This window comes from Mesorhizobium huakuii, from assembly GCF_014189455.1.
Classification (GTDB): Bacteria; Pseudomonadota; Alphaproteobacteria; order Rhizobiales; family Rhizobiaceae; genus Mesorhizobium; species Mesorhizobium huakuii_A.
Genome location: NZ_CP050296.1, coordinates 4243917 through 4257431, shown reverse-complemented (window position 1 = coordinate 4257431; position 13515 = coordinate 4243917). Strand labels below are relative to the sequence as shown.

Here is a 13515-nt window from a genome sequence, read left to right as displayed (position 1 = left end):
TCCGCAAGCTGGGCGCAGTTTATGTGCTCATGGCAGATATATGTCAATATCAAATATATGCTATCAGCATACAGTTGACATCAGCATATATTTTTGCTAGCGCGCTCTAATATGAGCAGCAACGATACCGAGACTGGCAAACCGGACCGATTTTCCGCCCTGTGTCAAACGCGTGGCGATCAGGACCTCGCGGATCTGGCGCGCGGCAGTGGCCTGTCCGAAGCGGCGGCCGACGCCGTCGCCGCCATCGATGCGGTGATGGCCAAGGTGCGCCGCTCCGTCCAGCGCCGGGATTTCGGTCGCCTGATACTGGCCCGCATCGATCCCTCGCTGGAAGTAAGCCATCTCGATGCGATTATCGCACTCAGCGCGGGCGCCGGCGACACCCCGCAGGACGAGGTGACGGTCGGCATCATCGCCGAGCGCATGGGGATCGACCCCTCCCGCGCCAGCCGCATCTCTGCCGATCTCGTCGAGCGCGGCTACGCCTTCCGCGTCGCATCGCAACTCGATGCCCGGCGCATTTGCCTCAAACTCACCGCAAGGAGCGAGCGCCTGGTGACGGCGGTGCGCCAGACCAAATGGCGGATTTTCGCCGGGGCACTGGCGCAGTGGGACGAGCAGGACCTAGTGACGTTCGCCACCTTGCTGGAACGCTTCGCGGGTTGGGCCACCGACGAGGATGGCATGCGCAGGGCGGCCGATGCCGTCAAGCAGGTGATGGACGAGACGGAACTGGTGTAGGCCTGCCGGGGGGTATCGACCGCCCGCCATAGCCAAGTCGACACCTGTTACCCATGAATTGGCCGCCGGTATGACGTGGTGCGATGCATTGCATCGTTCGAAAAGGCGTTCGATCCGGCTAATTTCACCAAGCATGCGCAAAGACCTGTTCGGACGATCAAAGCGAGTCGTAAACGGCGTCGATTAACCGCTTGCGGCGTGGGTCCAAATCGTCAAAGCCCAGCATGCGGTTGGTGACATAGCCGAACCCGACGCCGGCACCGGGATCGGCAAAGCCGATGGCGCCGCCCCAGCCGGTGTGGCCGAACGTTTGCGGCGACGCACGGCCGGCATAGACCGGATCCTCCATCTGATAGCCGGCGGAAAAGGCCGTTGGAACCGCGAAGCTGTCGTCCATGCCGCGAAAGCGCAGGTGCGTTGCTTCCTCGACAGCCGCGCGACCCATCAGAGCTTTGCCCTCCCAGACCCCGCCTGCCGCCATCATGCCGTAAATACGCGCCAGTGCACGCGCCGTCGACTGGCCATTGCCGCCCGGCACCTCGGCGGCACGCCAGACGCGGTCGTTGGGGGCCAATGCACGCGGCGCCGGATTGTCACCTGCGTGGGGAAATGGCGAGGCGCGGACAAACTCGACCCAATCCGAAGCCCTGGGCCCCTCGATCATCTCGGCGACCCTGGAATCCTCGCGGTCCGGCAGACCGACATGAAAGTCGGCTCCGAGCGGGCCCGCGATCTCTTCGGCGATGAAGCGGCCGATGCTTCGCCCGTCGACGCGGCGCAACACTTCGCCGGCGAGATGGCCATAGGTCAGGGCGTGATAGATACAGCGGCTGCCGGGCTCCCATAATGGCGACATGGCCGCAAGCGCGTCGACAAAAGGCGTCCACGCGAGCAATCCTGCCTCGTCCATCGGCACGGCAAGACCATTCAGCCCGGCCTGGTGCGACATCACCTGATCGAGCGTGATGCGCTCCTTGCCGCCGGCCGCGAATTCCGGCCAGTAGCGGGCAATGGGTGCGGCATAATCCAGTCTGCCGCGCTCCACCAGCATGGCGATCGCCAGCGCCACGACGCCTTTGGTGGATGACCAGACATTGATCAGCGTGTCCTGCCGCCAAGGGCGGGTCCGCGCGGCATCGGCATGACCGCCCCACAGGTCGATGACGGTCCTGCCGTGGACGACGACGGATATGCCACCGCCATGTTCCAGCCCTTCGGCAAAACACGCGGCGAATGCCTCGCGCACGGCGGCAAAGCGCGGATCGCAGATACCATCTATGTTCATGCGCGAATTCTCACCCAATATCATCTCAGGACCTACGTCAGGCCAGGCCACCGAAGCAAGCGGCTAGCACAGCACGAATGGAGTTCACATGCCCCAGACCACCGCCTGTTCATGGCGCTTGATCAGGTGCTTGAGGTTGTCGAAGCTCTGGCGGATGTGTCTGGCGAAGGCGTCGACGGCCGGTGCGCGCGGCGTGTCGGCGCGCCGGAGCAGGCCGAGCGCCCGCTCCGGATGCGGAATGGCCACAGGTAGCGCCGTGATCGACTTGTCCTTGCGAAAGGCAAAGACCACGCTGTGCGGCAGCACGGTCAGCGCATCGGTCTCCTTCATGTAATTGACGGCGCTGGTTAGCGATCCCCCGGAATAGCGGATTTTGATCTCGGTCGCGCCGAGCGACAAAAGCAGGCTGCGCAGATCCTCCAGCAGCGGGCTGCCGGGCGGTGGCGCGATCCAGGGATAGTCGAGCAGGTCACTGGTTCTGAGCTTGCGCCGCAGCAACAGGGGATGCGTCGCGCGGCAGGCAACGACATTGCGGCCGGGCAGGATCTCGCGGAACTCCATGCCGGACCCCTCCTCCAGTATGTCGATCGGACAGACGGCAAGGTCGATGCGATCGGCGTTGATGGCGGCGCGCAGGTCGGAGAGATAGCCATAGCTCTGGTCGACACGCACATCCGGATAGGCATTCTGGAAGTCGGCAATCATGCCGGAGATCAGCGCATCCATGAAAAACGGCGTGCCGCCAACCCGCACCACACCGGAGCGGCCCTGGCTGAAATTGGCGACGATGTCGGAGGCCTTGCGCGATGCCGTCAGCATCACCTGGCCGTGATCGGCAAGCGCCTTGCCGAGCGGCGTCGGCTGCAACGGACGGCGGCCTTTGAGGAACAATGGTTCGCCCAGCCGCTTTTCCAGCATCGACAGCGTGCGCGACACGGCCGGCTGGGACAGGCCGATGAGCGCGGCGCCTTCGGTGACGCCGCCTGCCTGCACCACCGCTGCCAGCTGGATCAAATGTCTCTCATCGAGCTTCATACCAATATGGTATATTAAATCGGGCAGAAATCATCATCTTTGTCTTTGGCTCGCGTTAATGTTCCCCGGTGAGATGAAACCGGGGAGGAACATGTCCTATCTAGGCATCCCGTCATTCAGCGAGGCCAACTCTGCCGAGATGGTCGCCCAGCGCCTAGTCAAGGCGAAGGCCGGGCCGCTGCCGCGTTTTCTCGCTGTTGTCGTCGACCACCTCCATCAGATCGTCAGGGAAACCCGACCGACCGCGGCGGACTGGCGCCAGACCATCGCCTTCCTCACCGAAATCGGTCATGCCAGCGACGACAAGCGGCAGGAATGGGTGCTGCTGTCGGACCTGCTCGGCGTCACCGCGCTGGTCGAGGACATCAACTCCCGTCGCCCGAACGGCGCTACGCCCAACACCGGGCGCGGGCCCTTCTATCGCCCCGATGCGCCAAAGCTGCCGCACGGCGCCGACATTTCGCTCGATCACGTCGGCGTGCCGGTCACGGTGTCGGGGCGGGTGACAGATCTCGACGGCATACCGATAGCGGGGGCCACGGTCGAGACCTGGCAAGCCAACGCGCAAGGTTTTTACGAGAACCAGCAGCCCGACCTGCAGCCGGAGTTCAACCTGCGCGGCGTCTTCACCACCGACAGAGACGGCCGCTTCCACTACCGCACCGTCAAACCCGCCGGCTATGGCGTGCCGGACGATGGACCTGTCGGACAGATGCTCGGCCGCCTGAACTATCCGCTTAGCCGGCCTGCACATATCCACTTCCTGATCCGCGCCGACAATTTCGAGACACTGACCACGCAAGTGTTCGATCGCGCCGATCCGCGCCTCGACGAGGACGCGCTGTTCGGCGTCAAGCCGGAACTGGTCGGCGACTTCAAGCGCTCGAGCGCCGGCGACCGCTGGTCGCTCGACTACAGCTTCGTCATGGCGATGGCGCGCAAGGGGGCGGCATGACAAGAGCGTTCACCTATTCCGGCAGCCCGACGCACATCGTCTTCGGCAATGGCGCCTCCTCGCAGGTCGGCACCTGGGTCGAAAAGCTCGGCTGCAAACGTGCGCTGGTGCTGTCGACGCCGCATCAGGCGGGCGATGGCGAGGCGCTGGCGAAGCGGCTTGGATCGCTGGCCGCCGGCACTTTCTCAGGCGCGGCCATGCACACGCCTATCGAAGTGACCGAGGCGGCCATGCGCAAGGCAACGGAGGTCAAGGCCGACTGCGTCGTCGCGCTTGGCGGCGGCTCGACCACCGGTCTCGGCAAGGCGATCGCCTGGCGTACCGACCTGCCGCAGATCGTCATCCCGACCACCTATGCCGGCTCGGAAGTGACACCTATCCTCGGCCAGACCGAGCATGGCGAAAAGACCACGGTGCGCGATGCGAAAATCCTGCCGGAAGTGGTGATCTACGATCCCGAGCTGACCATCGGGCTGCCGGTCGCGATGAGCGTCACCTCCGGCCTCAATGCCATGGCGCATGCGGCGGAAGCGCTTTACGCCCAGGATCGCAACCCGATCTCGACGCTGATGGCAACCGAAGGGCTGCGCGCCCTCAAGGCAGCGCTTCCCGTGTTGATCAAAGAGCCAAAAAATCTCGAGGCCCGCGGCGACGCGCTCTACGGCGCCTGGCTGTGCGGCACCGTGCTCGGCACAGTCGGCATGGCGCTGCATCACAAGATCTGCCACACACTGGGCGGCTCCTTCGACATGCCGCATGCCGAGACCCATGCGGTGATGCTGCCGCATACGATTGGCTTCAACGCCGTCGCCGTGCCCGACCTGCTCAAGCCTGTTGCCAATCTCTTTGGCGGCGGTGTCGGCGGCGGTCTGCACGCTTTCGCCGGATCGGTCGGCGCACCGCTGACACTCAGGGAACTCGGCCTCAAGCAGACCGATCTCGACCGCGCCGCCGAGATCGCGACGAAGAACCCGTACTGGAACCCGCGGCCTTTCGACCGCGCCGCAATCCGCGCCCTGTTGCAGGACGCGTGGGAGGGAAGACGACCACAGGACTGACGGCAACACAGGGAGGAAACAACAGTGATTACCAGACGTGAATTCATCCGGAATACGGCAACCACCGGCCTGCTTGCCGGCACATCGGGTCTTGCCATGCCGGCGATCGCGCAGAATGCGCCGATCAAGCTCGGCTATGTCAGCCCGCAATCCGGCCCACTCGCCGCCTTCGCCGAGGCCGACAAGTTCATCATCGACGGGTTCCTGGCCGCCACCAAGGCGGCCGGACTCAACTATGAGGTCGTCGTCAAAGACAGCCAGTCCAATCCCAACCGCGCGGCGGAAGTCGCCAAGGAATTGATCGTCAACGACAAGGTCAATCTGATGCTTGTCGCCTCGACGCCGGAGACCACCAACCCGGTCGCCACCACCTGCGAGGCCGAGGAAGTGCCGTGCCTGTCGACCGTGGCGCCCTGGCAGCCCTGGTTCATCGGCCAGCAAGGCAATCCCGGCGATCCCGCGTCGTGGAAGCCGTTCAACTACGCCTATCATTTCTTCTGGGGGCTGGAAGACGTCATAGCCGTCTTCACCAACATGTGGGCGCAGGTCGAGACCAACAAGAAGGTGGGCGGGCTGTTCCCCAATGATGGTGACGGCAATGCCTGGGGCGACGGCACAGTGGGTTTCCCGCCGGTGCTGGCCAAGGGTGGTTATGGGCTGACCGACACCGGCCGCTGCCAGAACCTGACCGACGACTTTTCCGCGCAGATCAACGCCTTCAAGGGCGCCTCCTGCGAGATCATCACCGGCGTGATGATCCCGCCAGATTTCACCACCTTCTGGAACCAGGCCAAGCAGCAAGGTTTTGCGCCCAAGGTGGCGTCGATCGGCAAGGCGCTGCTGTTCCCGCAATCGGTCGAGGCGCTAGGCAAGTCCGGCCACAATCTGTCCTCAGAAGTCTGGTGGACGCCCAACCACCCGTTCAAGTCGTCGCTGACCGGCGAAAGCTCGGCACAGGTGGCGCAAGGCTTCACCAAGGCCACCGGAAGGCAGTGGACGCAGCCGATCGGCTTTGTCCACGCATTGTTCGAGATTGCCGTCGATGTCATGAAGCGGGCCGGCGAGGCCGGCGACGGCGACAAGGTGGCGGCGGCGATCGCCGCGACCAAGCTCGACACGCTGGTCGGCCCGATCGCCTGGGACGGCGCCAAGCTGCCGGCCTTCGCCGCCAAGAACATCGCCAAGACGCCCCTGGTCGGCGGCCAGTGGCGGCTGAAGGACGGCGGCGGCTACGACCTCGTCATTACCGACAACAAGACCGCGCCGAACATCCCGACCGGCGGCAAGATGGAAGCCATCGGCTAACCATGCCCATCCTCGCCCTCTCCAATGTCTCGAGACGCTTCGGCGCCCTGACGGTCGCCGACGCGGTTTCCTTCGAGCTTGGTGAGGGCGAGGCGCTCGGCATCATCGGCCCGAACGGCGCCGGCAAGTCGACATTGTTCAATCTGATCACCGGCAACATATCGGCCGATGCCGGCACCATCGTCTTCGACGGCCGCGACGTGACACGACTGTCGCCGATGCAGCGTTGCTTTGCCGGTGTCGGCCGCTCGTTCCAGATCCCGCAGCCTTTCGAGAAGCTCACCGTGTTCGAGAACCTGCTGGTCGCCGGCGCCTTCGGGGCACACAAGACGGAAGCCGAGGCCAGTGAGCGCTGCGCCGAGATTCTGGTCGAGACCGGACTGATCGACCGCGCCAATCATCCGGCCGGGACCTTGAGCCTCTTGCAGCGCAAGCGGCTGGAACTCGCCCGTGCGCTGGCGACCGAACCACGACTGCTGTTGCTTGACGAGATCGCCGGTGGGCTGACCGAAGGCGAATGCGGCATGCTGGTCGAGACCATCCGCGCCATCCACAGAGGTGGTATGTCGATCATCTGGATCGAGCATGTGCTGCATGCGCTGAACTCGGTGGTCGAACGGCTGCTGGTTCTGAACTTCGGCAAGGTCATCGGCATGGGCGCGCCCGACACCGTCATGGCGTCGCGCGAGGTCCGCGAGATCTATCTCGGGATCGAAGTCTGATGGCGCTGCTCGAGACAAAGGGCCTTACAGCGCACTATGGTGATTTCCAGGCGCTGTTCGGCGTCGACATCGCGCTGGAGCAGGGCGAGACGATAGCCATCATCGGCGCCAATGGCGCCGGCAAGACGACGCTGATGCGCTCGATATCGGGCATATTGGCCAACCAGCCCGAAGCGGTGCTGTTCGACGGCGAGAGGATCGGCGCCCTGCCCGCCCCCGACATCGTCACGCGTGGCATCGCCATGGTGCCGGAGGGGCGAAAACTGTTTCCCTCGCTCAGCGTCGAGGAGAACCTTCTCATTGGCCGCTACGGCCGCGCGGTGGAGGGGCATTGGAGTCTCGACACTGTCTACGAACTGTTCCCGATCCTCAGGGAGCGGCGCGCCAATCCGGGCACGGCTTTGTCCGGCGGCCAGCAGCAGATGGTGGCGATCGGCCGTGCGCTGATGTCCAATCCGCGCGTGCTGTTGTGCGACGAGATCAGCCTTGGCCTGGCGCCGGTCGTCATCAAGGATATCTACGCCGCCTTCCCGCGCATCCGCGCGGCCGGTGCTTCGATCGTCGTGGTCGAGCAGGATATCGGCCAGGCGCTGAAGGTTTCAGACCGCGTCTACTGCATGATGGAGGGCCGCATCACGCTGTCCGGCGCACCGGCTGCACTGACGCGCGAAAAGATCCATGCCGCGTATTTTGGGGTGGCCTGACATGGCGTGGCTCGACACCATCATCCAGGGCATTCTGCTCGGCGGCCTGTACGCTTTGTTCGCCGCGGGCTTGAGCCTCGTCTTCGGCATCATGCGGCTGGTCAATCTGGCGCATGGCGACTTGATCGTGCTCGCCGCCTTCCTGATCCTGGTGCTGGTCTCGGCCCTTGGCCTCAATCCGTTCGTCGCCGCGCTGGTGGCGATGCCGCTGATGTTCGCGATAGGCTGGGCACTGCAGTTCTTCCTGCTCAACCGGACGCTCGGCACCGACATATTGCCGCCGCTGCTCGTTACCTTCGGCCTGTCGATCGTCATCCAGAACGGGCTGCTCGAAGGCTTTGCCGCCGACAGCCGCCGCATCCCGGTCGGCGGGCTGGACTCCGCGTCGCTGGCGCTCGGACCGGTCAATGTCGGCGTCATGCCTCTGTTGACTCTGGCCTCGGCCGTCGCAGTGATCGTCGGGCTCAACCAGCTTTTCTATCGCACCTCGCTCGGCCGCGCCTTCCGCGCCACCTCGGACGATCCGGTCACCGCCGGGCTGATGGGCATCCAGCCGAAGCGCATCTTCGCCACCGCCACCGGCATCGCCATGGTGGTCGTGACGATCGCCGCGCTCTATCTCGGCACGCGCGCCAATTTCGATCCGACCATTGGCCCGGCGCGGCTGATCTATGCTTTCGAGGCGGTCATCATCGGCGGCCTCGGCTCGCTGTGGGGCACGCTCGCCGGCGGCATCGTCATCGGCATCGCCCAGGCCTTTGGCGCCGCGATCAACCCGGAATGGCAGATCCTCGCTGGGCACCTTGCTTTCCTGTTTGTGCTTCTGGTCAGGCCGCGCGGGCTGTTCCCGCGTGCGGTGGATTGAGCGCCATGACCGACACCTCTCTCTCCCGTTGGAAAGTCGAAACGCGGACCAAGGCATCGGCGACCTTCGCCATCGTCGCCGTGCTCCTCATCCTGCTCGCCTTCGCCGCACCACTGTTTGCCTCGCGCAGCGTGCTGCAGGACTTGTTCTTCATCCTCACCATGCTGGTGCTGGCGCAGAACTGGAACCTGCTCGCCGGCTATGCCGGTCTGGTCTCGGTCGGCCAGCAGGCCTTTGTCGGCTTCAGCGCCTACGCCATGTTTGCTCTGGTGATCCTCGCCGGGCTCGACCCGCTGGCCGCGATCCTGCTCGCCGGCATTGCCAGCGCCTTGCTCGCCATTCCGACCGCCTTCTTCTTGTTTCGCTTGCAGGGCGCCTATTTCGCCATCGGCAGCTGGGTCATCGCCGAAGTGGTGCGGCTGGCGCTGGCGCAATGGAAGATGCTGGGCGGCGGCACCGGCACCTCTTTGCCGCGCGAGGCGACCCGCGACATGCCGGCGCTGAAGTTGGTCGGCGAACTGTTCGGCGTCAAATCGTCCGAAGCCGGCGATATCCTCACCTACTGGCTGGCGCTGCTGCTGGCCATCGCCACGATCGGCCTCGTCTATCGCCTGCTACGCTCGAAGCAGGGACTGGGGCTGGCTGCCGTGCGGGACAACCAGGAGGCGGCGCGCTCGGTTGGCGTTGATGCCCGTCGCATGAAGACACTGGTCTATCTGGCGGCGGCCTTCGGCACCGGTCTCTGCGGCGCGCTGATCTATGTGCAGAAGGCGCGCATATCGCCGGACGCCGCCTTCTCCGTCGTCGACTGGACCGCCTATGTCATCTTCATCGTCGTCATCGGCGGCATCGGCACGATCGAGGGGCCGATCGTCGGCGTCATCGTCTTCTATCTTCTGCAAAACCTGCTGGCCGATTACGGCTCCTGGTATCTCTTGATCCTCGGGCTGATCGGCATCGTCATCATGCTGTTTGCGCCGCGCGGCCTGTGGGGCCTGTTCGCCGAGCGCACCGGCATCCAGCTGTTTCCGGTCCGCCGCCGGTTGACCGGCGGACCTGTACCATTAGCCAAAAAGGGAGAGCCGCATGGCTGACATCACCACCGACGTGCTGACCATCGGCACCGGGCCAGCGGGCTCGGCGACGGCAGCGCTGCTTTCGACCTATGGCGTCGAGAACATGGTCATCAACCGCTACCGCTGGCTGGCCGCGACGCCGCGCGCGCACATCACCAACCAGCGCACCATGGAGGTGTTGCGCGACCTCGGCAGGGATGTCGAGGCGGAAGCCTATATGCATGCCACCGAACAGGATCTGATGGGTGAGAACGTGTTCTGCACGTCGCTTGCCGGCGAAGAGATCGGCCGCATGCGCAGTTGGGGCAAGCATCCGCTCAGCCGCGCCGAGCATCTGCTGTCCTCGCCTTCGCATATGAACGATTTGCCGCAGACCTTCATGGAGCCGCTGCTGTTCAAGACCGCCTGTTCGCGCGGCACGCAATCACGGATGTCGACCGAATACCTTTCGCATGTCCAGGATGCCGACGGCGTCACCACCACCTGCCGCGACCGGCTGACCGGCAAGGACATCACCATTCGTTCAAAGTATCTGGTCGGCGCCGATGGCGGCAATTCGCTGGTCGCCGAACATGCCGGCCTGCCCTTCGAGGGCAAGATGGGCGTCGGCGGCTCGATGAACATCCTGTTCAAGGCCGACCTGTCGAAATACGTCGCCCATCGCCCCTCGGTGCTCTATTGGGTGGTGCAGCCGGGCGCCGATGTCGGCGGCATCGGCATGGGCCTGGTGCGCATGATCCGGCCGTGGAACGAATGGCTGATCGTCTGGGGCTACGACATCAACCAGCCGGCGCCGAAGGTCGACGAGGCCTTCGCGAAAAAGGTCGCGCGTGATCTGGTTGGCGATCCCGAGCTGGAGATCGACATCCAGTCGGTGTCGACCTGGACCGTCAACAACATGTACGCCACCGAGACTTCCAAGGGCCGCGTGTTCTGCATGGGCGATGCCATCCATCGTCACCCGCCGTCGAATGGGCTGGGCTCCAACACCTCGATCCAGGACGGTTTCAACCTCGCCTGGAAGCTCGCTCATGTCATCAAGGGCAAGGCCGGCCCAAAGCTGCTCGACTCCTATTCGCAGGAGCGCGCGCCGGTGGCCAAACAGATCGTCACCCGCGCCAACAAGTCGATCGAGGAATTCGGCCCGATCTTCAAGGCGCTTGGCCTGCTCGATTCCATCGACCCGGTGAAGATGCAGTCCAACATGGACGCGCGCTGCGACGACACGCCGGCAGCCGAAGCGCAACGCGCCAAGATCCGCGAGACCATCGCTTCAAAGGTCTATGAATTCGACGCCCATGGCGTCGAGATGAACCAGCGCTACAAGTCGAATGCCATTGTCACCGACGGCCAGCAGGAGCCGGCTTTCGACAAAGACGCCGAATTGCACCACCAGCCGACCTCCTGGCCGGGCGCGCGTCTGCCGCATGTCTGGGTCCATTCGGATCGAGGCGACAAGGTTTCGACGCTCGATCTGACCGGCCATGGCAAGTTCACCGTGCTGACCGGCATTGGCGGCCAGGGCTGGCTTGATGCCGCCAAGACGTTGGGCAAGGAACTAGGCATCGACATCGCAGCCCATCTCATCGGCCCGCGCCAGCCCCGGCAGGATTTCTCCGGCGACTGGGCGCGCGCCCGCGAGATCCGCGACAGCGGCGTGCTTTTGGTGCGGCCGGACCAGCATGTCGGCTGGCGCAAGGACGCGATCAGCAGCGACCCGACGGCGGATCTGCGCAAAACCCTGACGTCAATCCTGGACAGGTGAGAGATATGGAAGCGCACGAAAAGGGCTTCTTCGCCGAAGCGAATTCGGTCGAGGTCGTCACCGGCCGCAACAAGAACGCCAAAAGCGAGCGGCTGAAGACGGTGATGGAGGTCATCACACGGAAACTGCATGAGGCGGTGAAGGAGATCGAGCCAACGCAGGACGAATGGTTCGAGGCCATTCTGTTCCTGACCAAGACCGGCCAGCTCTCCACCGAATGGCGGCAGGAATTCATCCTGTTGTCCGATGTGCTCGGCGTTTCGATGCTGGTTGACGCCATCAACAACCGCAAGCCGTCAGGAGCTTCGGAATCGACGGTGCTCGGGCCGTTCCATCTCGCCGATGCGCCGGAGCTGCCGATGGGCGCCAACATCTGCCTCGACCAGAAGGGCGAGGACATGTTCATCCATGGCCGTATCCTCGACACCGAGGGCAGGCCGATCGCCAATGCGGTGCTCGACGTCTGGCAGGCCAATGACGAAGGTTTCTACGACGTGCAGCAGAAGGGCATCCAGCCCGACTTCAATCTGCGCGGCGTCTTCCGCACCGGTGCCGACGGCCGCTACTGGTTCCGCGCGGTGAAGCCGAAATTCTACCCGATCCCTGACGACGGCACGGTCGGCAAGCTGTTGCACGCGCTTGGTCGCCATCCCTACCGGCCGGCGCATCTGCATTACATCCTCAAGGCCGATGGTTTCGAGACGCTGACCACCCACATCTTCGACCCGGACGATCCCTACATCAATTCAGACGCCGTGTTCGGGGTGAAGGAGAGCCTGCTGGCAGAGTTCAAACGCGTCGACGATCCGGCGCGCGCCGGGGATTATGCGTTCGACAATCCTTTCTGGGACGTCGAGCACGATTTCATCCTGGCACGGCCCAGGCCCGCTTGAGTTTCAGGCGTGACGCCTCGGCCTTCCGGCTCCGACTACTGCTTCACCGAAGTGGAGGTGCCCCAGGTGTCCGAAAGCACGTAGCCCTGGGGATAGGGGTCGGTCGGATCGAGATAGTAGCTGTGCTCGCCGGTGATCCAGGCCCGGCCGGTGATCTCCGGGACGATGGCCTTGCCGGCGCCGATTTCCGTCAGCTCCACGATCCTGCCCGTGAAGCGCGAGCCGATGATCGATTCATGGATCAGCACGTCGCCAACGCCCATCAAGCCCCGGGCTTGCAGCACGGCCATGCGGGCCGACGTGCCGGTTCCGGTCGGGCTGCGGTCCGAGCGCCCTGGCGAAACGATGCAGGTGTTGCGCGTGACCTTGCCCGGCCCCTGGAACGGCATGGCGAACTGCACGATCGACACGCCGCGCACATGCTCGAATTCCGGATGGACGACATCGAGCTGCTCGCGCGCGGCGCGCCTGATCTTCTCGCCGGCCACCGCCAGCTCGCGCGCCTCGTCGGGGGCGACCGAGAAGCCGAGCGCCTTGGCATCGACGATGGCATAGAACATGCCGCCATAGGCAATATCGACCGTGAGCGTGCCAAGCCCTTCGACTTCGATGACAGCGTCGAGACGTTCGGCAAAGGCGGGCGCGTTGCGGAAGGTGATCGAGACGCATCTGCCGTCGCGGCATTCGGCGCGCACTTCGATGACGCCGCCCGGCATGTCGAGCTTGAAGCGGGTCTCGGGTTCCTGCATCGGCACCATGCCGGTCTCGAGCAGCACAGTGGCGACGCAGATGGTGTTGGAACCGGACATCGGCGGGTATTCCGTCGGCTCCATGATGATGGCGCCGGCGACGCAATCCTCGCGGGTTGAGGAAACGAGCAGATTGACGTGGCGCGCCACACTGCCGCGCGGCTCGCAGATCAGCATGCGCCTGATATGGTCGTGATCGCGCTCCATCGTGATCATCTTGTCCATCATCGTGCGGCCTGCCGGCGGCAGCACGCCGCCAACGATGACGTCGCCGACTTCACCTTCTGCATGACAGCCGACGACATGAATGCTGGTTTTGCTGCGCATTTGTGCTCCCTGTGCTGGTCCCTGGCGACCAC

The 13515-nt window shown here is 64.3% G+C and carries 13 protein-coding genes; 10 read left to right on the top strand and 3 right to left on the bottom strand.

Going from position 1 to position 13515, the window contains the following annotated elements; genetic code table 11:
* Positions 1–111: 111 nt before the first annotated feature.
* Positions 112–744 carry a MarR family winged helix-turn-helix transcriptional regulator gene (locus HB778_RS20740; RefSeq protein ID WP_183456537.1) on the top strand — a complete coding sequence of 211 codons (633 nt, stop codon included), beginning with the start codon at positions 112–114 and terminating at the stop codon, positions 742–744.
* 157 nt (positions 745–901) lie between these two features.
* Here the strand turns inward: HB778_RS20740 and HB778_RS20735 are convergent, their stop codons facing one another.
* On the bottom strand, positions 902–2029 hold the full coding sequence (locus HB778_RS20735; protein WP_183456535.1) for a serine hydrolase domain-containing protein: 1128 nt from the start codon (positions 2027–2029) through the stop codon (positions 902–904).
* An 84-nt stretch (positions 2030–2113) separates the two neighbouring features.
* Entirely contained in the window at positions 2114–3064 is a 951-nt protein-coding gene (locus HB778_RS20730) for a LysR family transcriptional regulator (RefSeq protein WP_183456532.1), read from the bottom strand.
* 91 nt (positions 3065–3155) lie between these two features.
* Here HB778_RS20730 and HB778_RS20725 point away from each other — a divergent pair, with 91 nt between their 5' ends.
* From HB778_RS20725 to HB778_RS20685, 9 genes are read left to right on the top strand one after another with little or no spacing between them, the layout of a single operon-like run.
* On the top strand, positions 3156–4019 hold the full coding sequence (locus tag HB778_RS20725; protein ID WP_183456530.1) for a dioxygenase: 864 nt from the start codon (positions 3156–3158) through the stop codon (positions 4017–4019).
* The gene (locus HB778_RS20720; protein WP_183456528.1) at positions 4016–5077 is read left to right on the top strand and encodes a maleylacetate reductase; all 1062 of its coding nucleotides are present in this window, start codon (positions 4016–4018) and stop codon (positions 5075–5077) included. Before HB778_RS20725 ends, HB778_RS20720 begins: the two co-directional genes overlap by 4 nt.
* A gap of 24 nt (positions 5078–5101) precedes the next feature.
* The gene (locus HB778_RS20715; protein WP_183456526.1) at positions 5102–6382 is read left to right on the top strand and encodes an ABC transporter substrate-binding protein; all 1281 of its coding nucleotides are present in this window, start codon (positions 5102–5104) and stop codon (positions 6380–6382) included.
* Positions 6383–6384: 2 nt separating this feature from the next.
* Complete coding sequence (locus tag HB778_RS20710; protein ID WP_183456524.1) at positions 6385–7104, top strand: ABC transporter ATP-binding protein; 720 nt, start codon at positions 6385–6387, stop codon at positions 7102–7104.
* The gene (locus tag HB778_RS20705; protein WP_183456522.1) at positions 7104–7808 is read left to right on the top strand and encodes an ABC transporter ATP-binding protein; all 705 of its coding nucleotides are present in this window, start codon (positions 7104–7106) and stop codon (positions 7806–7808) included. The genes HB778_RS20710 and HB778_RS20705 overlap by 1 nt, the downstream gene beginning before the upstream one ends.
* 1 nt (position 7809) lies before the next feature.
* Entirely contained in the window at positions 7810–8673 is an 864-nt protein-coding gene (locus tag HB778_RS20700) for a branched-chain amino acid ABC transporter permease (RefSeq protein ID WP_183456520.1), read from the top strand.
* Positions 8674–8678: 5 nt separating this feature from the next.
* A complete protein-coding gene (locus HB778_RS20695) occupies positions 8679–9767 on the top strand; it encodes a branched-chain amino acid ABC transporter permease (RefSeq protein WP_183456518.1) in 1089 nt (362 codons plus the stop codon).
* Positions 9760–11514, top strand: coding sequence for an FAD-dependent oxidoreductase (locus HB778_RS20690; protein ID WP_183456516.1), 1755 nt, complete (start codon positions 9760–9762; stop codon positions 11512–11514). Before HB778_RS20695 ends, HB778_RS20690 begins: the two co-directional genes overlap by 8 nt.
* A 5-nt stretch (positions 11515–11519) precedes the next feature.
* Positions 11520–12407: an intradiol ring-cleavage dioxygenase gene (locus tag HB778_RS20685; protein ID WP_183456514.1), complete on the top strand. Its 888-nt coding sequence runs from the start codon at positions 11520–11522 to the stop codon at positions 12405–12407.
* A 35-nt stretch (positions 12408–12442) separates the two neighbouring features.
* On the opposite strand, the gene HB778_RS20680 is transcribed toward HB778_RS20685, so the two are convergent.
* On the bottom strand, positions 12443–13483 hold the full coding sequence (locus HB778_RS20680) for a proline racemase family protein (protein WP_095198090.1): 1041 nt from the start codon (positions 13481–13483) through the stop codon (positions 12443–12445).
* Positions 13484–13515 lie beyond the last annotated feature (32 nt).